Raw genomic sequence first — 19905 nt, 5'->3', positions numbered from 1 at the left:
TCGGCTATCCGCCTGCTCAGAACGTATTCACTTTCTCGATGCTGACGAACATGCCGTGGCCCGTGCGGTCATTGGTGAAGCGGGTGCCGTCGGCTGTCGCGCTTATCGTCCAGCCCTGCGCCTGGTAGGTCTTGTAGTCGATGGTGACGGTCGGAATCGCACCCAGGTTGCCCAGCACCCATTGCACTGAGCCGCTGGAATTGATGCTGACGCCGTTGGCGTGTTCGCCGTCCTGCAGGGGGGAATTGGTGAACGGTGCCTCGCAGCCCACGCTTTCCTTATTGATCTGGCAGCGCGTCATGCCCGACTTCGTTTCGATGAAGACGTAACCGTTCTGGTCGGGCGCAAGCGGGATGGCGCCGGCGGGCGCGGTCGGGTTCGCCGGAGAGCTGGACGGCGCCGGTGTCGAGCTGGGCGCCGACGGCGCGGCGGTCGGGGTGGTCGGCCTGGGCGTGGGAAACGTGGGCTCGGTCGGCCCCGCGCCGGGGGCCGCGACCGGCCGGCCGTCTATGTGGGAGCTGCAGCCGGAAACCGGCATGGCGCTCACGAGCACCGGCGAGAGCAGCAGCGAACCACCGGCGAGACCCCATCGTGCCTTCTGCGATAACCGCACGCGTTACTCCCGAAAAGTCTCAGATATCGGGACCAGATTACGCACGCGGTGACGAAAGTGACTGCAGTGACGCGCCTACCGATGCGGGCAGATGCCGCACCGATGGTGAAGTTTTACCGCCGCGTGACCGACCGGGGCGCCGCGCAGACCTTCGGAGAGTGCGCGCATGATCGCCGGCGTGGTCGGCCGCCGTTTGCGCCAACTCCCGGCGGGGACCGGCGGCGCGAAACACCGACTCGGCTTCCGATGCCCGTGGGACACAATGGATGTCAATGCGTTGCGCGCATCAATTCGGCGGCTCGACGGGCGGCCGCGATGATGCCCTGGTAGCCGGTGCACCGGCAGAAGTTTCCCGACAAGCCCTGCCGTATCTCGTCGTCGGTGGGGTCCGGGTTGTCGCGCAGCAGTGCGGTGAGCGACGTGACGAAGCCGGGAGTGCAAAAGCCGCATTGCAGTCCGTGGCATTCCCGCAACGCCGCCTGTACCGGCGACAGCGTGCCATCCGGCGACGCGATGCCCTCGACTGTTGTCACCTCCATGTCATCTGCCTGGACCGCGAACATCAGGCACGACCGCACGGCCTCGCCGGCCACCAACACCGTGCACGCACCGCACGCCCCATGCTCGCAGCCGAGGTGGGTGCCGGTGAGCCCGCACCGTTCCCGCAAAAAATCGGCCAGGGTCATGCGCGGCTCGACGCCTGCCGCGACGGGATTGCCGTTGACCGACAACTGGACGGGTTGTTCATGCATTGCGCGGCCCCAGGATGGCCTCGGTGGTGGCCTCGTTCCAGGCGCGCTCGGCCATCGCGGCGCCGACCCTGGTGCGATACGAGGCCGACCCCTGCAGGTCGGTCGGAACGTCGTCGAGCCCGGTCATCGCGAGGCGGCCGATCTCGTCGGGGGTCAGCTCGCCGATCGGCTTGCCGACGAGCGCAGCCTCGGCCGCCGTAGCGCGCTTTGGCGTGGCCCCCAGGCCCAGCAGGCCGATGGCGCAGCGGGACACCCGGTCAGCGGCGTCGAGCTGGACGGCGACCAGCGCCCCGGCGATCGCGAAATCGCCGTGCCTGCGCGAGAATTCGTGGATCGAAAAGCCGGATCTGCCGTTCCACACCGGGAATCGGACCCCGGTCAACACCTCATCGGATTCCATCGTCGTCTCCCACAACCCGGCGAAGAAGTCGGCCGCGGCGATCTCCCGCCGCCCCCGCGGCGACATCACCTCCATCACCGCGCCCAGCGTCAGCGCGACGGCCGGGTATTCGCCCGCGGCGTCGGCGTGCGCGATCGACCCCCCGACGGTGCCGCGGTTGCGGATCTGGAAGTGTCCGACGAACGGCGTCACCCGCGTCAGCAACGGAACCGCTTGCCGCACTTGGTCATCGGAGCCCACCCTGGCCTCGGTGGTTCCGGCGCCGATCCACAGCTCATCGCCCCGACGCTCGATGCCCTGCAGCTCGCTCAGTCGGGAGATATCGACCAGATGGTCGAAGTAGGCCAGCCGCATGGACAGCATCGGCACCAGGCTCTGCCCGCCGGCCAGGATCTTCGCGTCATCGCCCAGTTCCGCCAGCAGGCCAACGGCGTCCTCGACCGTGTCGGGGCGGTGGTAGTCGAATGCGGCGGGCTTCACCGGTCGGCCTCCGCGAGCAGCGACGCGATCGCCGCCGGGGTGGCCGGGAGCCGGGTGATCGTCACGCCCAGCGGCGCCAGCGCGTCGTTGATCGCGTTGATCACCGCGGGCACCGAGCCGATCGCTCCGCCCTCGCCCGCGCCCTTGTACCCGCCGGGGCCGGGACCGGGGATCTCGACGTGGCCGAACTCGATCGGCGGGACCTCGGTGGTGGTCGGCAGCAGATAGTCGACGAACGTGGTGGCCAGGGGGTTGCCGTCCTCGTCGTAGGCGAGGTTCTCCAGCAACGCGCCGCCGATGCCCTGGACGGTGCCGCCGGCGATCTGGCCCTCGACGATCGCCGGGTTGATCATGGGCCCGACGTCCTCGCTGACGATGTAGCGCAGCAGGGTGACTTTGCCCGTCGCCGGGTCGACTTCACAGGTGCAGACATGGGTTGCGTTGGACCACAGGATGGGCGCCTTGGCGACGTAGCGGGCGGTTGCCTCGAGCTCGGGCGACATTCCCGGGGGCAGCATCTGAGGCTGGTAGTACGCGAGGTAGGCGAGCTCGCCGAAGGTCACCCGCTTCGACGCGTCGCCGCGCACCAACGCCGTCGAATGCGCCAGCTCCACCTCGGATTCGGCCACCTTGAGGCGATGCGCCGCAAGCGCGACGATTTTCTGGCGAAGGATTCTTGCCGCCTCGTCGACGGCTCCTGCGGTCATCGGCCCGCTGCGGCTGCCCTGTGTCCCGGCGCCGTAGGGCGTGATCGCGGTGTCGCCCTGGATGGTGGCCACGTCGTCGATATCGGCGCCCAGGGCGTCGGCGGCCAGCTGAATCACGGTGGTTTCCAAGCTGTTTCCGCTCGAACCGCCGTTGACGTAGACGTTGATCGTGCCCGTCGGCTCGATCCGGATGGTCGCGCCTTCGGTGGCCAGGTGGCCGGTCGCCGCGCCCGTCGGCTCGATGTAGGCCGAGAAGCCGACACCCAGGTAGCGGCCCTGGCCCAGCGCATCGGCCTGCTCCTTGCGAAAACCCTCGTGGTCAAGGACTTTCACCGCTTGCTCGAATGTCTCGATCGGGGCGACGTGGTCATACGGCATGCCGTTGGGGTTGAGGTAGGGCATCTCGTCGCGGCGCAGCAGGTTGCGGCGGCGGAGCTCGACCGGATCGATGTTCATTGTGCGTGCGGCGACATCGAGGAGGATTTCGCGCGCCAGCGACTCGAACTGCCACGGGCCCCGGTAGGCGGCCAGACCGCTGGTGTTGGAGAAGACCGTCTGATATTTGAAGCTGGCCTTCGGCACGCGGTAGGGCCCCGGGAAGAACATGCCGATCGCGGCCGTGGTCAGCACGGGGTAGGGCGTCGGATATGCGCCCACGTCCTGCAGGAAGTCGATGTCGGCCGCTGCGATGTTGCCCTCGTCGTCGAACGCCATCCGCGCGGTGCCCGTGACATGACGCGCCTGCCCGGCCGACATGAGGTTCTCGCGCCGGTCTTCGATCCACTTGAGCGCCGCGGGCACCTTGCGGGCGGCCAGCATGATGCACATGTCCTCGCGCATCGGCACCACCTTCTGGCCGAAGCCGCCGCCCGTGTCGCGCGCGATCACCCGAACGCGTTGCGCCGCAATGCCCAACAGGCGCGCACAGAAGGCCCGCAATTCGTGCGGGGTCTGGGTGGACGCCCACATGGTGAGCTCTTCGGAGGCCGGCGCCCACTCGACGATCAGTCCGCGCGTCTCGATCGGCACCGGCGCGTAAATCTGTTGGTAGATGCGCTCTTTCACCACGCACGCCGCCGATGCGAATACCTCCTCGTCCGGCGGGGCTCCGGCCAGTCCGCCCGCGACGTTGTTCGCGTAGCTCTCGTGCACCAGCACATCCGAGGACTGCGCCCGGGTGAAGTCGACGATTGCCGGCAGCGGCTCGTAGTCGACGTCGACCAGTTCCACGGCGTCCTCGGCGATGTAGCGGTTCTCGGCGACGATCAGGGCGACCGGGTCGCCGACGAACTTGACCTCGCCGTCGGCCAGCGGCGGCCGCGGGGTGTCCGGAACGTCCTTGCCGGCCACGGCGTGCCACGCCTCGCAGGCGTCGGGGTTGAGGTCGGCCGCGGTGAACACCGCGCGCACTCCCGGCAGCGCCAGCGCCGCCGAGGCATCAATGCCGTTGATCGCTGCGCGCGCGAACGGGCTGCGGACGAAGCAGGCGTGCAGCATGCCCGGGCGGGAGATGTCGTCGACGAAGCTCCCGCGGCCGGTCAGCAGCCGGCCGTCCTCCACCCGTTGAACGCGCGTTCCGGCGTACCGCGGCGCCGGGGCGTCGTGAGCCATCGCGCTCCATCCATTGTCGTCAAATGAGAAGCCCAATGGCATTATAGGAGAGTGCCGTTATCGCAGTCGAGGGGCAAGACGCCACACACCGTCGGCGTGCTGCTCGCCGCGGGGGCCGGACGGCGCTACGGCAAGCCGAAGGTGCTGGTCCATGGCTGGCTGGCGACTGCGCTCGACGCGCTGCGGGGCGGTGGCTGCGAGGAAGTCGTCCTGGTCTTGGGCGCCGCCGCCGTGCCGGCCCCGCCCGGCGTGACCGCGGTCGTCGCGCCCGACTGGCAGGTGGGATTGAGCGCCTCGGTCCGCGCGGGCCTGACCCAGGCCGACGCAATGCAGGCCGACTACGCCGTGCTACACGTCATCGACACTCCGGACGTCGGTCCCCCGGTGGTGACGCGGGTCGTGGACCGGGCCATGGCATCACGCGGCGGGTTGGCCCGGGCGTATTTCGGCGACCGCCCCGGGCATCCCGTCGTGATCGCGCGCCGGCACTGGCCGGACGTGCTGGCCGAGCTGTCCGGGGATGCCGGCGCGGGGGCCTACCTGGGGGGCCGGCGGGACGTTGAGGTCGTTGACTGTAGCGATCTTGCCGACGGACGTGACATCGACTCTCGCTAGACAGCGAGCGGCGGGTCCGTCGTGGGGACCGCCGCCGCGGCGTCGCGAACATCCCGCACCCGATTGCGGACCAGGAACCAGCCCCCGACGAGCGCGGGCACGCCGATGACGGTCGCGCCGAGCAGGTACGGGCCCTGCACCTTGTCGAAGAACATCAGGACCACCACGCCGACCAGGAAAGCCAGCGTGAGGTAGCCGCTGTACGGCGACAGCGGCATCCGGAAACGCGGCCGCTCGACCCGCCCAGCCTTCGCCCACCGGTAGAACTGCAGCTGGCTCGCCACAATCGTCCCCCAGGCGAACACGATGCCCACCGCCGCGATGTGCAGCACGATCTCGAACGCCTGGCTCGGTTTGACGGCGTTGAGCACGATGCCCAGCAAGCCCACGCCGCTCGTGAGCAGGATGCCGCGGTAAGGCACGCCCCGCTTCGACATCGGCGCGGTGAACTTGGGGCCGCTGCCGTTGATGGCCATCGACCGCAGGATGCGGCCCGTGGAATACAGCCCCGCGTTCAGACTCGACAGCGCGGCGGTCAGCACCACCACGTTCATCACGCTGCCCGCCCCGCTGACACCGGCCTTGGAGAAGAACGTCACGAACGGGCTGACGTTGGCCTTGTAGGCGGTGTAGGGCAGCAACAGGCCCAACAGGACGGTGGACCCGATGTAGAAGACCGCGATGCGGAACACCACCGAGTTGATTGCCCGCGGCATGACCTTCTCCGGGTTTGCCGTTTCCCCGGCCGCGATGCCGACCAATTCGATGGCGGCGTAGGCAAACACCACTCCCGAGGTGACGAGCACCAGGGGCAGCAGCCCGGTGGGTACCAGCCCGCCATGGGTGTTCCATAAGCCGGTCCCGGTGTCATGACCGTCGATCTTGATGCGCCCGACCAGAAAAACCGTGCCGACAACGAGAAAGGTCACCAGTGCCAGCACCTTGATCAACGAGGCCCAGAACTCCAGCTCACCGAAGGCCTTCACCGAGATCAGGTTCATCGACAGCACCACCAGCAGCGCGATCAACGCGATGGTCCACTGCGGGACGACGTGGAATGCCTTCCAGTAGTGGCAGTAGTGCGCGATCGCGGTGGTGTCCACGATCCCCGTCATCGACCAGTTGAGGACATACATCCAGCCGGCAACGAAAGCCAGCTTCTCGCCGAAGAATTCGCGAGAGTAGGACACGAACGATCCCGTCGACGGGCGGTGCAGCACCAGCTCGCCGAGCGCGCGCAGGATGAGGAAGACGAAGATGCCGCAGACGCCGTAAACGAGGAACAACCCCGGGCCCGCCGATGCGAGCCGTCCGCCGGCGCCGAGGAAAAGACCGGTTCCGATGGCGCCACCGAGCGCGATCATCTGAATCTGACGGTTCTTGAGGGTCTTGTGATATCCCGTTTCTTCGCGCGCGAACGTCGATGGCCGGGGCGGCTCCGGGGTCGTCAATCGGGCTCCTATCGCCGTCGGTTCAGGTATTGCCGCGCGACGCGGCGCACCCGGGAACGGACTGGCAGTAGGCTATATCACCGGACGCAGTCGGGCATTGGCAGTTTGCCCAACACCACTGAAACGATGGGTGCGCTGGGCGCGCGCACCCCACTGCCGGGGGGCGACCGAAGTGCTCATGTGAACCCCCGGGAACAAGACGGCGGCGATGGCCGTTACCATGGTCAACAAGTTGAGTGGATCCGACTCAAGTCGAGGGTTGACACCCGTGCGCCCGGGGGCGCAGGCTTGAGCGGGGTTCACTCAGCATAGTGCACAGCAGAAGCTCTACAACTCAGGAGGAATCACTATGGCTCGTGCGGTCGGCATCGACCTCGGGACCACCAACTCCGTCGTCTGTGTCCTCGAGGGTGGCGACCCCGTCGTGGTCGCCAACTCCGAGGGCTCGCGGACGACCCCGTCCATCGTCGCGTTCGCGCGCAACGGTGAAGTGCTGGTCGGCCAGCCCGCCAAGAACCAGGCGGTGACCAACGTCGACCGCACCGTGCGTTCGGTCAAGCGGCACATGGGCACGGACTGGTCCATCGAGATCGACGGCAAGAAGTACACCGCGCAGGAGATCAGCGCCCGCGTGCTGATGAAGCTCAAGCGCGACGCCGAGGCCTACCTCGGTGAGGACATCACCGACGCGGTCATCACGGTGCCCGCCTACTTCAACGACGCCCAGCGCCAGGCCACCAAGGAGGCCGGCCAGATCGCCGGCATGAACGTGCTGCGCATCGTCAACGAACCGACCGCCGCGGCACTGGCGTACGGCCTGGACAAGGGCGAGAAGGAGCAGACGATCCTGGTCTTCGACCTGGGCGGCGGCACCTTCGACGTCTCGCTGCTCGAGATCGGCGAGGGAGTGGTCGAGGTCCGGGCCACCAGCGGCGACAACCACCTCGGCGGCGACGACTGGGACGACCGGATCGTCAACTGGCTGGTCGACAAGTTCAAGGGCACGACCGGAATTGACCTCACCAAGGACAAGATGGCCATGCAGCGGCTGCGCGAGGCCGCCGAGAAGGCCAAGATCGAACTGAGCTCGAGCCAGAGCACGTCGATCAACCTGCCCTACATCACCGTCGACGCGGACAAGAACCCGCTGTTCCTCGACGAGCAGCTGACCCGCGCCGAGTTCCAGCGCATCACTCAGGACCTGCTGGACCGCACCCGTCAGCCGTTCAAGTCGGTGATCTCGGACGCCGGTATCTCCGTCGCCGACATCGACCACGTCGTGCTGGTGGGTGGCTCGACCCGGATGCCCGCGGTGACGGACCTGGTCAAGGAGCTCACCGGCGGCAAGGAGCCCAACAAGGGCGTCAACCCCGATGAGGTCGTGGCCGTGGGAGCGGCCCTGCAGGCCGGTGTCCTCAAGGGCGAGGTGAAAGACGTTCTGCTGCTTGACGTTACGCCGCTTAGCCTGGGCATCGAGACCAAGGGTGGCGTGATGACCAGGCTCATCGAGCGCAACACCACGATCCCGACGAAGCGGTCCGAGACCTTCACCACGGCCGACGACAACCAGCCGTCGGTGCAGATCCAGGTGTATCAGGGTGAGCGCGAAATCGCCTCGCACAACAAGCTGCTCGGCTCGTTCGAGCTGACCGGCATCCCGCCGGCGCCCCGTGGCGTCCCCCAGATCGAGGTCACGTTCGACATCGACGCCAACGGCATCGTGCACGTCACGGCCAAGGACAAGGGCACCGGCAAGGAGAACACGATCAAGATCCAGGAGGGCTCCGGCCTGTCCAAGGAGGAGATCGACCGGATGATCAAGGACGCCGAGGCGCACGCCGAGGAGGACCGTAAGCGTCGCGAGGAGGCCGACGTACGCAACCAGGCCGAGACGCTGGTCTACCAGACGGAGAAGTTTGTCGCTGAACAAAGGGGCGCAGCGGCCGAGTCCGGCGGAACCAAGGTGCCCGAGGACACCCTGAACAAGGTGGATGCCGCGGTGGCCGAGGCCAAGACGGCGTTGGCTGGCACCGACATCGCCGCGATCAAGTCGGCGATGGAGAAGCTGGGCCAGGAGTCGCAGGCGCTCGGGCAGGCGATCTACGAGGCCACTCAAGCCGCGGGCGCTCAGGGCGCAGGTCCTGGCGGCGCCCAGTCCGGCGGTGCGTCCGGCTCCGCTGACGATGTCGTGGACGCGGAGGTGGTCGACGACGACCGGGAGTCCAAGTGACCGAAAGCAATCCGGAACACGTGACGGTCACCGACAAGCGGCGGATCGATCCCGAGACCGGCGAAGTTCGGCACGTCCCTCCCGGCACTGGACCGGGAGGGACGCCGGGGGGGACTGCGCCCGGGAACTTTTCGGGTGAGTCGCCCGAGGAGGCCAACAAGGCGGCCGAATTGCTCTCCGATCTGCAACGCGTACAGGCCGACTTCGCCAACTACCGCAAGCGTGCGCTGCGCGATCAGCAGGCCGCGGCGGATCGGGCCAAGGCAAGCGTCATCAGCCAGTTGCTGGGCGTGCTCGACGATCTCGACCGGGCTCGCAAGCACGGCGATCTCGAGTCGGGACCGCTGAAGTCGGTGGCGGACAAGCTGATGAGCGCGCTGACCGGGCTCGGCCTGACGGCGTTCGGCGACGAGGGCGAGGACTTCGACCCGGTGCTGCACGAAGCGGTGCAGCACGAGGGTGATGGCGCCGACGGCTCGAAACCGGTGATCGGCACGGTCATGCGGCAGGGCTACAAACTGGGCGAGCAGGTGCTGCGCCATGCGCTGGTCGGTGTCATCGACACCGTTGCCGGCGCCGGTGAGACGGTTGTCGAGCCCGATGGCACCGAAAGCACCGAAGGCGCCGAGAGTGCGGGGAAATCCGATTCGGACGAAAAGGCCGACGCCAGCGGCGAATAGGAACAGAATCAACGACAGAAGGTGAGGGGGTGACGCAACGTGGCCCAACGTGAATGGGTCGAGAAAGACTTTTACAAGGAACTGGGCGTCTCCTCTGACGCCAGCGCCAAAGAGATCAAGACCGCCTACCGCAAGCTGGCATCCGATCTGCACCCGGACAAGAACCCCGCCGGGGCCGACCGGTTCAAAGCGGTTTCCGAGGCATACAGCGTGTTGTCCGATGAGGCTAAGCGCAAGGAGTACGACGAGACCCGCCGGCTGTTCGCCGGCGGCGGGTTCGGTGGCGGCCGCCGGTTCGACACGGGCGGCTTCGGGGGCTTCGGCGGGGGCGGCTATAACTCTGATGGCGCCGAATTCAACCTCAACGACTTGTTTGAGGCGGCCGGACGGTCCGGCGGCGCCAACATCGGCGACCTATTCGGCGGCTTGTTCGGCCGCGGCGGGAGCCCGCGTCCCAGCCGGCCGCGGCGCGGTAACGACCTGGAGACCGAGACCGAGCTGGACTTCGTCGAGGCCGCCAAGGGCGTGGCCATGCCGTTGCGGCTGACCAGCCCGGCGCCGTGCACGAATTGTCATGGCAGCGGGGCACGCCCGGGCACCAGCCCGAAGGTCTGCCCGACGTGCAACGGCTCCGGTGTGGTCAACCGCAACCAGGGCGCGTTCGGGTTCTCCGAACCGTGCACCGATTGCCGGGGCAGCGGCTCGATCATCGAGCACCCGTGCGACGAGTGCAAGGGCACCGGCGTGACCACACGGACGCGCACCATCAACGTGCGTATACCGCCCGGTGTCGAGGACGGACAGCGGATCCGGCTGCCCGGACAGGGCGAGGCCGGGTTGCGGGGTGCGCCGTCGGGTGACCTTTATGTGACGGTGCATGTGCGGCCGGACAAGGTCTTCGGCCGCGAGGGCGACGATCTCACGGTCACCGTTCCGGTCAGCTTCACCGAACTGGCTTTGGGCTCAACGCTTTCCGTTCCCACCCTGGACGGCAAGGTCGGTGTCCGGGTGCCCAAAGGCACCGCGGACGGTCGCATCCTGCGGGTGCGCGGCCGCGGTGTGCCCAAGCGCACCGGCGGCAACGGAGACTTGCTCGTGACCGTGAAGGTGGCGGTGCCGCCCAACCTGGAGGGCGCCGCCAAGGAGGCGCTCGAGGCCTACGCCGCGGCCGAACGGTCCAGTGGTTTCAACCCACGAGCGGGATGGGCGGGTAATCACTGATGGCGAGAAACCCTGGGGGCAAAAGGGAATCGGAATCCCGAACATTTTTGATCTCCGTGGCCGCCGAGCTGGCCGGCATGCACGCGCAGACCCTGCGCACCTACGACCGCCTCGGGCTCGTGAGCCCGAGGCGGACTTCCGGTGGCGGCCGCCGCTATTCGCAGCGCGACGTTGAACTGCTGCGTCAGGTGCAGCGGCTCTCTCAGGACGAGGGCGTCAATCTCGCTGGGATCAAACGGATTATCGAACTGACCAATCAGGTCGAGGCGTTGCAGTCGAGGATCAAGGAAATGTCGGAGGAGTTGGCGGCGCTGCGTGCCAGCCAGCGCCGCGACGTCGCGGTGGTGCCCAAGAGCACCGCGCTGGTGGTTTGGCAGCCGCGCAAGCCCGCCCGTGAGCGTGGGTGAAGCTAGACGCGGATGGAGAACTGCGTCGCCGCCGGTTCGCAAGGACGCGCGGTCCGGTAGCCGCCGCGGCGCAACGCGTCGGTAGGTGCGGCCATCGGCTCGAAGCAGACCAGGTCCTCCGCCGGCGGAGCGAAGATTTGCGCCGCCGGATAGCCGTGTTCGAAATGCACCTCCAGCCGGCGCCCGCCGCCGGATACGGCGAACACCGCGCCGTGGGGCACTTGGTCGTAGGCGTCGTCGAAGCCCTTGTCTCCCAACGGCTCCTGGATGGCAGGCTGGGGGTTGGTTTCCCCGGTGGGCAGTCCTCGGTCATCGAGGCGCAAATGCCGCAGCGGCGGCGTCTCGATGATCCATTCGCCGCGGGCCACGCCGGGTAGGCGCAGGTAGGGGTGGAAGCCAAAGCACAGCGGAACCGCCCGGTCGCCGGTCGCGGTGACCGTCGTCCGAACCGTCAGCGTCCGATCGGCCAGGCGCACGGCGATCGTGAGCACATGCGGGTACGGGAAGCTGGCGAGCAATCCCGGGTCATCGCCGAAGTCCACCTCGGCGGTCAGCTCGTTCTCCGATTGCGCGGTCACTCGCCAACCCGGATAGGCGGCCAGCACGCCGTGGATGGGCAAGCCGTTGGGGTCCGGACGAACGTGGTTTTCGCCCGGGGTCAGCGTGACCGTCACGTGCTCGGCGGTATAGGTGTTGGCGCCCAATCGATTCGCCCACGGATACAGGATCGGGATGCCCATCGTCTTGCCGGCGCTGATATAGGCGTCCAGGCCGCGCCGTTGGCCGAGCAGCTCCACGCCGGCGTCGGTCAGCGAGATGCCGATCATGCCGGCCTCGGGCACGAACTGCGCGGCCACCGGTGCGGACGGGTCGGTCAGTGTGACGATATGCATGGCCTACCTCGATAGCGGATCGTGCTGGATACGTTGCAGCGGAGCGCCTTTGGCGACCAAAGCGGCTTTCGTCGCCCGGACCATGGCCGGCCCGCCGCAGATCAGGATCTGCCGATCGCCCCAGCCGCCGTATGTGGTCACCACCTCGGGGAGCCGGCCGGTCTGGCGCACATGCAGGCCGCGCGGCGGGGTGACCTCCGGATAGTCGGCCGCCCACGACGGGTCGCGGCTGTACTCGGAAACCGGCGAGACGGACAGCCACGGATTGTGCTGCGCGACCTGCCACAGCGTGGGCAGGTCATAGAGCTCGCAGGGGTAACGCGCGCCGAAGAAGAGGTGCACGCGCGGGTTCTCAGCGTAACGACTGAGGTCCATGATCAGCGCCCGCAGCGGGGCCAGGCCGGTGCTACCCGCGACCATCAGCACGTCGCCGCCCGACCGGTCGACCCGCAGTCCGCCGTGCGGAGCGGACATGCGCCATCGGTCGCCGAGGCGGGTTTCGTCGACGACGGCGGTGCTGACCAGGCCGCCGGGCACCATGCGGACATGGAACTCGATGCCGCCGTTCGGGTCGGCCGGAATCGCGGGGCTCAGATAACGCCAGCGGCGCGGGCACTGCGGAACATGGACGTTGACGTACTGCCCGGGGTGGTAGTGCATCGGGCGGTCCAGTTGCAGCCGGACAACGGCGAGGTCGCGCGAAACCCGCAGATGCTCGATCACTGTGCCGTCCCACCAGGCGGGTCCCTCGTCTGCCTGCGCGGCCCCGCTCATCACGCCGGTGATCAGGTTGAGTGAGGAAGCGGCCGCCGCGTCGACGGAATCGGACCATGCTCTTCCCAGATGGTTCCGCAGCGTCGCATAAAGGGCGCGGCGCAACGTGTCGTAGTGGCCCGGCAGCACCCCGTATTTGCGGTGGTCGCGCCCGAGCTGGGCCAGGAAGGCGACCGGTTCCGCGGCGCGCTGAGCGACCAGTTCCCCATACACCCAGTGCAGGGCGTGCGCGAAGGCCGCTCGCTGGGCTGCCATTTCGGGGGGAAACAGATCGCGCACCGAGGGGTCGAGTGCGAACCAGCGGGTATAGAACCGGTGCACGAGATCGTCGTCTGCCTTGAAGGCGTCGCGCAGCACCCCGAGCGCGTTCCGGTCGTCAAGGCTCACGGGCCTCGATTGTAGGCTTTCGCGCTCTCGCAGAATCCGGCAGACTTGAGCGGAACAGACTCAACCTTGACGGCGTTGAACAACGCGAGAAGCATTTTAACGCCCACCTTTTTGACCGAATGGAGGTCTCGTGGACTCTTTCAACCCGACAACCAAGACCCAGGCGGCCCTGACGTCGGCCCTGCAGGCGGCCTCGGCCGCCGGCAATCCCGAGATCAGGCCCGCGCACCTGCTGCTGGCGCTGCTGACCCAGAACGACGGGATCGCGGCGCCGCTGCTGGAGGCTGTCGGCGTCGAGCCCGCCGCCATTCGCGCCGAAGCGCAGCGAATTCTGGATCGGCTGCCGCAGACCAGCGGCGCCAGCTCGCAACCGCAGCTGTCCCGCGAATCGCTGGCGGCCATCACCACGGCTCAGCAGCTTGCCACCGAGATGGACGACGAATTCGTCTCCACCGAGCACCTCATGGTGGGCCTGGCCACCGGCGACTCCGACGTCGCCAAGCTGCTCACCGGACACGGGGCGTCCCCGCAGGCGCTGCGGGAGGCGTTCGTCAAGGTGCGCGGCAGCGCGCGGGTCACCAGCGCCGACCCGGAGGCCACCTACCAGGCGCTGGAGAAGTACTCGACCGACCTGACCGCCCGGGCCCGGGACGGCAAACTCGACCCGGTCATCGGACGGGACAACGAGATTCGGCGCGTCGTTCAGGTGCTGTCCCGTCGCACCAAGAACAACCCGGTGCTCATCGGCGAGCCGGGCGTCGGTAAGACGGCGATCGTGGAGGGCCTGGCCCAGCGCATCGTCGCCGGCGACGTGCCGGAGAGCCTGCGCGACAAGACGGTCATTGCCCTGGACCTCGGGTCGATGGTGGCCGGGGCCAAATACCGCGGCGAATTCGAGGAACGGCTCAAGGCCGTGCTCGACGACATCAAGAACTCCGCCGGCCAGATCATCACGTTCATCGACGAGCTGCACACCATCGTCGGCGCCGGTGCGACGGGTGAGTCGGCGATGGACGCCGGCAACATGATCAAGCCGATGCTGGCCCGCGGCGAACTGCGGCTGGTGGGTGCCACCACGCTCGACGAGTACCGCAAGTACATCGAGAAGGACGCCGCACTCGAGCGGCGCTTCCAGCAGGTGTTCGTCGGCGAGCCGTCGGTGGAGGACACCGTCGGCATCCTGCGCGGGCTCAAGGAGCGCTACGAGGTGCACCACGGTGTGCGCATCACCGACTCGGCGCTGGTCGCGGCGGCCTCGCTGAGCGACCGCTACATCACCGCGCGGTTCCTCCCGGACAAGGCGATCGACCTGGTCGACGAGGCGGCCAGCCGGCTGCGGATGGAGATCGACTCCCGCCCGGTCGAGATCGACGAGGTCGAGCGGCTGGTCCGCCGGCTGGAGATCGAAGAGATGGCGCTGGCCAAGGAAGAGGACGAGGCGTCCAAGGAACGGCTGGAGAAGCTGCGCGCCGAGCTGGCCGACAAGAAGGAAGAACTGGCCGAGCTGACCACCCGCTGGCAGAACGAGAAGAACGCCATCGACACCGTCCGCGAGCTCAAGGAGCGGCTGGAGACGCTGCGCGGCGAGTCCGAGCGGGCCGAGCGGGACGGCGACCTGGCCAAGGCCGCCGAGCTGCGCTACGGGCGCATCCCGGAAGTGGAGAAGAAGCTCGACGCCGCAGTACCTTTGGCCGCCGGCAGCGGCACAGCCCGCGAGAAGGTGATGCTCAAGGAGGAGGTCGGCCCGGACGACATCGCCGACGTGGTGTCGGCGTGGACCGGCATCCCGGCCGGCCGGCTGCTCGAGGGCGAGACCGCCAAGCTGCTGCGGATGGAGGACGAGCTGGGCAAGCGCGTCGTCGGGCAGAAGAAGGCCGTGCAGGCCGTGTCCGACGCCGTGCGGCGTTCCCGGGCCGGCGTCGCCGACCCGAACCGGCCCACCGGGGCGTTCATGTTCCTCGGCCCCACCGGCGTCGGCAAGACCGAGCTGGCCAAGGCGCTGGCCGAGTTCCTGTTCGACGACGAGCGCGCCATGGTTCGCATCGACATGAGCGAGTACGGCGAGCGGCACTCGGTGGCCCGGTTGATCGGCGCCCCGCCGGGCTACGTCGGCTACGAGTCCGGCGGCCAGCTGACCGAGGCGGTGCGCCGGCGGCCCTACACGGTGGTGCTGTTTGACGAGATCGAGAAGGCGCACCCGGATGTGTTCGACGTGCTGCTGCAGGTCCTCGACGAGGGCCGGCTCACCGACGGGCAGGGCCGCACGGTCGACTTCCGCAACGCGATCCTGATCCTCACGTCCAACCTCGGTTCGGGCGGCAGCGAGGAGCAGGTGATGGCGGCCGTGCGCTCGGCGTTCAAGCCCGAGTTCATCAACCGGCTCGACGACGTGCTGATCTTCGAGGGCCTCAACCCCGAAGAACTGGTGCAGATCGTCGACATTCAGCTCGAGCAGCTGGCCAAGCGCCTGGCGCAACGGCGGCTGCAGCTGGAGGTGTCGCTGCCGGCCAAGCGCTGGCTGGCCCAGCGCGGATTCGACCCCGTGTACGGCGCTCGGCCGTTGCGCAGGCTGGTGCAGCAGGCCATCGGCGACCAGTTGGCCAAGCAGTTGCTGGCCGGCGATGTGCATGACGGGGACACCGTGCCGGTGAACGTCAGCCCGGACGGCGACTCGCTGATCCTGGGCTGAGTCGGGATCCAACGTCGACTGTGGTCGGCATTTCATCCGGAATCGCCCCGCAAGTCGACGTTCGGCGCGCTCGCGATCGTGACGACCCGTGACGGGGTTGTGACCTGGCCGGTTTCTGTATTCCGGCCCCACAGCAGATACCCTGTCTGGAATGGTCCCGCTCTGGTTCACGCTGTCCGCACTGTGCTTTGTCGGTGCGGTGGTGCTGCTGTACGTGGATATCGACCGCCGCCGCGGGCGCAGCAGGCGCCGAAAGTCGTGGGCGCGCTCGCACGGATTCGATTACGAACGCGAATCCACCGACATCCTCAAGCGCTGGAAGCGCGGCGTGATCTCGACGGTGGGCGACGTTCCCGCCCATAACGTCGTGCTGGGCCAGATCCGCGGCGAGGCGGTCTACATCTTCGACCTCGAGGAGGTCGCCACCGTGATCGCGCTGCACCGCAAGGTGGGCACCAACGTGGTGGTCGACCTGCGGCTCAAGGGACTGAAGGAACCGCGGGAGAACGACATCTGGTTGCTGGGGGCGATCGGGCCGCGCATGGTGTACTCCACCAATCTCGACGCGGCCCGGCGGGCCTGCGACCGCCGCATGGTCACGTTCGCACACACCGCGCCGGACTCCGCCGAGATCATGTGGAACGAGCAGAACTGGACATTGGTTGCCATGCCGGTGTCGAGCACGCGTGCCCAATGGGATGAGGGCCTGCGCACCGTGCGCCAGTTCAACGACCTCCTGCGGGTGTTGCCGCCGGTGCCCGAGGAGACCCTTCAAAAGGAGGGTGCGCCGTCGGTGCTGCGCAACGCCGCACCTAGCCGGCCGTTGGCGCCGGCGGGTCGCGTGGAGTTGCCACCCGGGCGCGCACAGCAGGATGTTGCCGGGTTACTCGGCCCGGACATTCAGGCGGAGCGCCGCGCACCCGAGCCGGTGCGCCGGGAACAGAGTCGCCCGCCGCAAGTTGGGCGCAACGGCCGTCAGGCCAGCAATTACCAGCGCTGATGCCTCGCCCTGTAGCCCTCATCACCGGGCCTACGTCGGGGATTGGTGCCGGCTACGCACGGCGTTTCGCGGCCGACGGCTATGACCTGGTTTTGGTCGCCCGCGACGTCGACCGGTTGACCAAGCTCGCCGCCGAGCTTGAGGGCCGGGCGTGCAGGGTCGAGGTCCTGCCCGCGGACCTGGCCGATGCAGCCGACCGTCGCAAGGTCGCCGACCGCCTGGCCGCCGGAGTGCGTGTGCTCGTGAACAACGCCGGCTTCGGCACGTCGGCTGAATTCTGGACCGCCGATCCCGGTGTGTTGCAGGCGCAGCTCGACGTCAACGTGACGGCGGTCATGCACCTCACCCGGGCCGCGCTGCCGGCGATGCTCGCCGCCGGCGAAGGGACGGTCATCAACATCGCCAGCGTTGCCGGGCTGCTCGGGGGGAGGGCGCCCACCTACTCGGCGTCCAAGGCGTGGGTGATCTCGTTCAGCGAGGGCTTGGCCGCCGACTTGCAGGGGACCGGCGTCGGTGTGCACGCGGTGTGTCCGGGGTTCGTACACACTGAATTTCACACCAGGGCAGGCATGGACATGGCCGGCCTGCCATCGTTTATGTGGCTCGAGGTCGACGATGTGGTCAGGCAGAGCCTGGCCGATATCGCCCGCGGCAAGGTGATCAGCATCCCGGGACTGCAATACAAGGGGATCGTCACCGCGGGGCGGATGATGCCCCGGGACCTGCTGCGGGCAGTGACCAAACGAGTTGGCCGTGGGTGAAGGCGACTCCCGCGAGGAGCTCGCCGAGCTGGTGCGGCGCCTGTCGGTGGTGCACGGCCGCGTCACGCTGTCGTCCGGCAAGGAGGCCGACTACTACGTCGACCTGCGCCGCGCGACCCTGCATCACCGTGCCTCCGCGTTGATCGGCAGGCTGATGCGTGAACTCACCGGCGATTGGGATTACGCGGTGGTCGGCGGCCTGACCTTGGGGGCCGACCCGGTCGCGACGGCCATCATGCATGCGCCGGGCCGTCCGATCGACGCGTTCGTCGTGCGTAAATCCGCGAAAACCCATGGCTTGCAACGGCTTATCGAAGGATCCGAGGTCGCCGGTCAGCGGGCGCTGGTGGTCGAGGACACCAGCACCACGGGCACATCGGCGTTGACGGCGGTGCGTGCCGTCCAAAACGGCGGCGGACATGTGATCGGCGTGGCCACGGTGGTGGACCGCGCCACCGGCGCCGCCGAGGCCATTCAAGCGGAGGGGCTGTCGTACCGCAGCCTGCTGGGGCTTGCCGATCTGGGGCTGGGCTAGGCCGCCGGCGGGGTTATCAGATGCACCGATCGTCCCACATGCCTCGGCGCTATCTTCGGCGGCCGACCTCGGTGGTGCCTGCCGCACAGCGGCAAAGGCCCCGAAGGCCCCGAAGGCCCGGTAACCGGGATTCGGGCCGCTGAAGCACGCCATGCGCCGCGTAATCGTCCCGGTCTTGTGGCTGGTGGCTTGCCTGGTGGGGTGCTCGGACGCGGGCCATCCGGTTCGGCCTTACGGTGCCCAGGGAGCGCGGCTCGGTGAATCGCTGGCGCTGCTCGGCTGGAACATGGCGGTGTCGAATCTGCGCTGGGACGGCGATTACGTGCTGATCGATGTCGATGCGTCCCCGGCGGATCCCAAGGCGCCGCACGCCAAGCCCGAGGACATCCGCTTCGGCCTCTACGGCGCGCTGGCGCATCCCCTGGAGGCCAACGGGTTGGGCAGCTGCGACAACGCCACCGCCGGCCTGCACGACCTTCGGTCGCCGTTGTCGGCGCCGCCGGACCGGCTCACGGGCTCGGTTTGCCTTGGGCCGCTTAAGGATCGAAGTCAGGTCCGCGGGGTGTACGGCTATTCGCCCCGAGACCGGATCCCGAACACCTCGGCGGCGTACCCGGCGGCGTTTCCGGTGGGATTGCCGCCGACGAATGGCAACGACACCGGCCTGGTGGTCAAGACTGTCAGCCTGTCGGCGTGGCGCGCCGACGGCACCCCGGTGACCAAGGCGCAGCTCGGCGACCCCGCCGCATTCACCGGCAACGGCTACATGCTGTTAGGACTGGAGGCCGACGCGATCGCGGCCCGCTATCGCGACGACTCCGCCACCCGGGGCGGCCCGATGATGCTGCTCGCCTCGCCGACCCTGCCCGGCCGGGGATTGAACCCGGCGTGCGCGGCGTACGGGTCCTCGGTGCTGATCCTGCCCGATGCCGCGCTGGACTCGGTCCACGTCAACGCCTCGCTTTGCACCCAGGGGGAAATCAACGAGGCGTTGCTGTACGCGACGGTGGCCATCGACGGCACCCACGCCGGTGTGTGGACGCAACGATGAGCGAACCCGGTCCCACCGAATGGGGCATATCGGCGGGCGGCGTCGGGCCGTGGGTGGGCGACCCGCCCGATGACCCGCGATACGATCCAGACCTGTTGCGGGAGGGCGATACTCGCAACGTCGTCGACGCCTACCGCTACTGGACCCGGGAAGCGATCATCGCCGACATCGACCAACGTCGGCATCCGCTGCACGTGGCCATCGAGAACTTCGGCCACGACGCGAACATCGGTTCCGTGGTGCGCACCGCCAACGCCTTCGCGGTGCACACCGTCCACATCGTCGGGCGGCGGCGGTGGAATCGGCGCGGCGCCATGGTGACCGATCGTTATCAGCGGCTGTGCCACCACGACGGCACAGCGGACCTGCTGGACTTCGCGGCCGAGGCCGATCTGACCGTGGTGGCCGTCGACAACGTCCCGGGCGCGGCGCGGCTGGAGGAGACGGCGCTGCCGCGGGACTGCCTGCTGGTGTTCGGTCAGGAGGGCCCCGGCATCACCGGCGACATCCGGGCCGGCGCGGCGCTTACGGTGTCGATCGCCCAGTTCGGCTCGACGCGCAGCATCAATGCCGGCGTCGCCGCCGGGATCGCGATGCATGCCTGGATCCGCCGGCACGCAGACCTGTCCCGCGCGTGGTGAACGCGGC

General features: G+C 68.2%; 18 protein-coding genes. 11 read left to right on the top strand and 7 right to left on the bottom strand.

What is annotated here, in order from left to right; all coding sequences use genetic code 11:
• Positions 1–16: 16 nt before the first annotated feature.
• The 4 genes from JO059_RS13185 to JO059_RS13170 all read right to left on the bottom strand — a co-directional run bounded on the left by JO059_RS13185 (position 17) and on the right by JO059_RS13170 (position 4563).
• Entirely contained in the window at positions 17–538 is a 522-nt protein-coding gene (locus JO059_RS13185) for a hypothetical protein (RefSeq protein WP_293319365.1), read from the bottom strand.
• Between the two features lie 344 nt (positions 539–882).
• Positions 883–1365, bottom strand: coding sequence for a (2Fe-2S)-binding protein (locus JO059_RS13180; RefSeq protein ID WP_293319340.1), 483 nt, complete (start codon positions 1363–1365; stop codon positions 883–885).
• On the bottom strand, positions 1358–2245 hold the full coding sequence (locus JO059_RS13175; protein WP_293319338.1) for a xanthine dehydrogenase family protein subunit M: 888 nt from the start codon (positions 2243–2245) through the stop codon (positions 1358–1360). Before JO059_RS13175 ends, JO059_RS13180 begins: the two co-directional genes overlap by 8 nt.
• Positions 2242–4563, bottom strand: a complete 2322-nt coding sequence (locus JO059_RS13170; protein ID WP_293319336.1) for a xanthine dehydrogenase family protein molybdopterin-binding subunit — start codon at positions 4561–4563, stop codon at positions 2242–2244. Before JO059_RS13170 ends, JO059_RS13175 begins: the two co-directional genes overlap by 4 nt.
• Positions 4564–4614: 51 nt before the next feature.
• Here JO059_RS13170 and JO059_RS13165 point away from each other — a divergent pair, with 51 nt between their 5' ends.
• Complete coding sequence (locus JO059_RS13165) at positions 4615–5178, top strand: nucleotidyltransferase family protein (protein ID WP_293319334.1); 564 nt, start codon at positions 4615–4617, stop codon at positions 5176–5178.
• Here JO059_RS13165 and JO059_RS13160 read toward each other — a convergent pair.
• Entirely contained in the window at positions 5175–6629 is a 1455-nt protein-coding gene (locus JO059_RS13160) for an amino acid permease (RefSeq protein WP_293319333.1), read from the bottom strand. The two genes, JO059_RS13165 and JO059_RS13160, sit on opposite strands and share 4 nt — an antisense overlap.
• 349 nt (positions 6630–6978) lie before the next feature.
• Here JO059_RS13160 and dnaK point away from each other — a divergent pair, with 349 nt between their 5' ends.
• From dnaK to JO059_RS13140, 4 genes are read left to right on the top strand one after another with little or no spacing between them, the layout of a single operon-like run.
• A complete protein-coding gene (gene dnaK / locus JO059_RS13155; protein WP_293319332.1) occupies positions 6979–8859 on the top strand; it encodes a molecular chaperone DnaK in 1881 nt (626 codons plus the stop codon).
• Entirely contained in the window at positions 8856–9539 is a 684-nt protein-coding gene (gene grpE, locus JO059_RS13150; RefSeq protein WP_293319331.1) for a nucleotide exchange factor GrpE, read from the top strand. Before dnaK ends, grpE begins: the two co-directional genes overlap by 4 nt.
• Before the next feature lie 39 nt (positions 9540–9578).
• Positions 9579–10760 carry a molecular chaperone DnaJ gene (dnaJ, locus tag JO059_RS13145; protein WP_293319329.1) on the top strand — a complete coding sequence of 394 codons (1182 nt, stop codon included), beginning with the start codon at positions 9579–9581 and terminating at the stop codon, positions 10758–10760.
• A complete protein-coding gene (locus tag JO059_RS13140; RefSeq protein WP_293319327.1) occupies positions 10760–11167 on the top strand; it encodes a helix-turn-helix domain-containing protein in 408 nt (135 codons plus the stop codon). The genes dnaJ and JO059_RS13140 overlap by 1 nt, the downstream gene beginning before the upstream one ends.
• Before the next feature lie 2 nt (positions 11168–11169).
• On the opposite strand, the gene JO059_RS13135 is transcribed toward JO059_RS13140, so the two are convergent.
• Together JO059_RS13135 and JO059_RS13130 are read right to left on the bottom strand one after the other, a co-directional pair.
• The gene (locus JO059_RS13135; protein WP_293319325.1) at positions 11170–12060 is read right to left on the bottom strand and encodes an aldose 1-epimerase; all 891 of its coding nucleotides are present in this window, start codon (positions 12058–12060) and stop codon (positions 11170–11172) included.
• 3 nt (positions 12061–12063) lie between these two features.
• The gene (locus JO059_RS13130) at positions 12064–13221 is read right to left on the bottom strand and encodes an FAD-binding oxidoreductase (RefSeq protein ID WP_293319323.1); all 1158 of its coding nucleotides are present in this window, start codon (positions 13219–13221) and stop codon (positions 12064–12066) included.
• Positions 13222–13351: 130 nt separating this feature from the next.
• Here JO059_RS13130 and clpB point away from each other — a divergent pair, with 130 nt between their 5' ends.
• The 6 genes from clpB to JO059_RS13100 all read left to right on the top strand — a co-directional run bounded on the left by clpB (position 13352) and on the right by JO059_RS13100 (position 19898).
• Complete coding sequence (clpB, locus tag JO059_RS13125) at positions 13352–15910, top strand: ATP-dependent chaperone ClpB (protein ID WP_293319321.1); 2559 nt, start codon at positions 13352–13354, stop codon at positions 15908–15910.
• A 151-nt stretch (positions 15911–16061) separates the two neighbouring features.
• Positions 16062–16910: a trehalose monomycolate transport factor TtfA gene (ttfA, locus tag JO059_RS13120; RefSeq protein WP_293319319.1), complete on the top strand. Its 849-nt coding sequence runs from the start codon at positions 16062–16064 to the stop codon at positions 16908–16910.
• Positions 16910–17671: an SDR family oxidoreductase gene (locus JO059_RS13115; RefSeq protein ID WP_293319317.1), complete on the top strand. Its 762-nt coding sequence runs from the start codon at positions 16910–16912 to the stop codon at positions 17669–17671. The genes ttfA and JO059_RS13115 overlap by 1 nt, the downstream gene beginning before the upstream one ends.
• The gene (gene pyrE / locus JO059_RS13110; RefSeq protein ID WP_293319315.1) at positions 17658–18206 is read left to right on the top strand and encodes an orotate phosphoribosyltransferase; all 549 of its coding nucleotides are present in this window, start codon (positions 17658–17660) and stop codon (positions 18204–18206) included. Before JO059_RS13115 ends, pyrE begins: the two co-directional genes overlap by 14 nt.
• A 151-nt stretch (positions 18207–18357) precedes the next feature.
• Positions 18358–19257: a hypothetical protein gene (locus JO059_RS13105; protein ID WP_293319313.1), complete on the top strand. Its 900-nt coding sequence runs from the start codon at positions 18358–18360 to the stop codon at positions 19255–19257.
• Positions 19254–19898, top strand: coding sequence for an RNA methyltransferase (locus JO059_RS13100; RefSeq protein ID WP_293319311.1), 645 nt, complete (start codon positions 19254–19256; stop codon positions 19896–19898). The genes JO059_RS13105 and JO059_RS13100 overlap by 4 nt, the downstream gene beginning before the upstream one ends.
• Positions 19899–19905 lie beyond the last annotated feature (7 nt).

The sequence above is a fragment of the Mycobacterium sp. genome (genome assembly GCF_019247615.1).
Classification (GTDB): Bacteria; Actinomycetota; Actinomycetes; order Mycobacteriales; family Mycobacteriaceae; genus Mycobacterium.
Note: the sequence above shows the minus strand (reverse complement) of the source record. Positions and strands in the feature narration are given on the sequence as shown.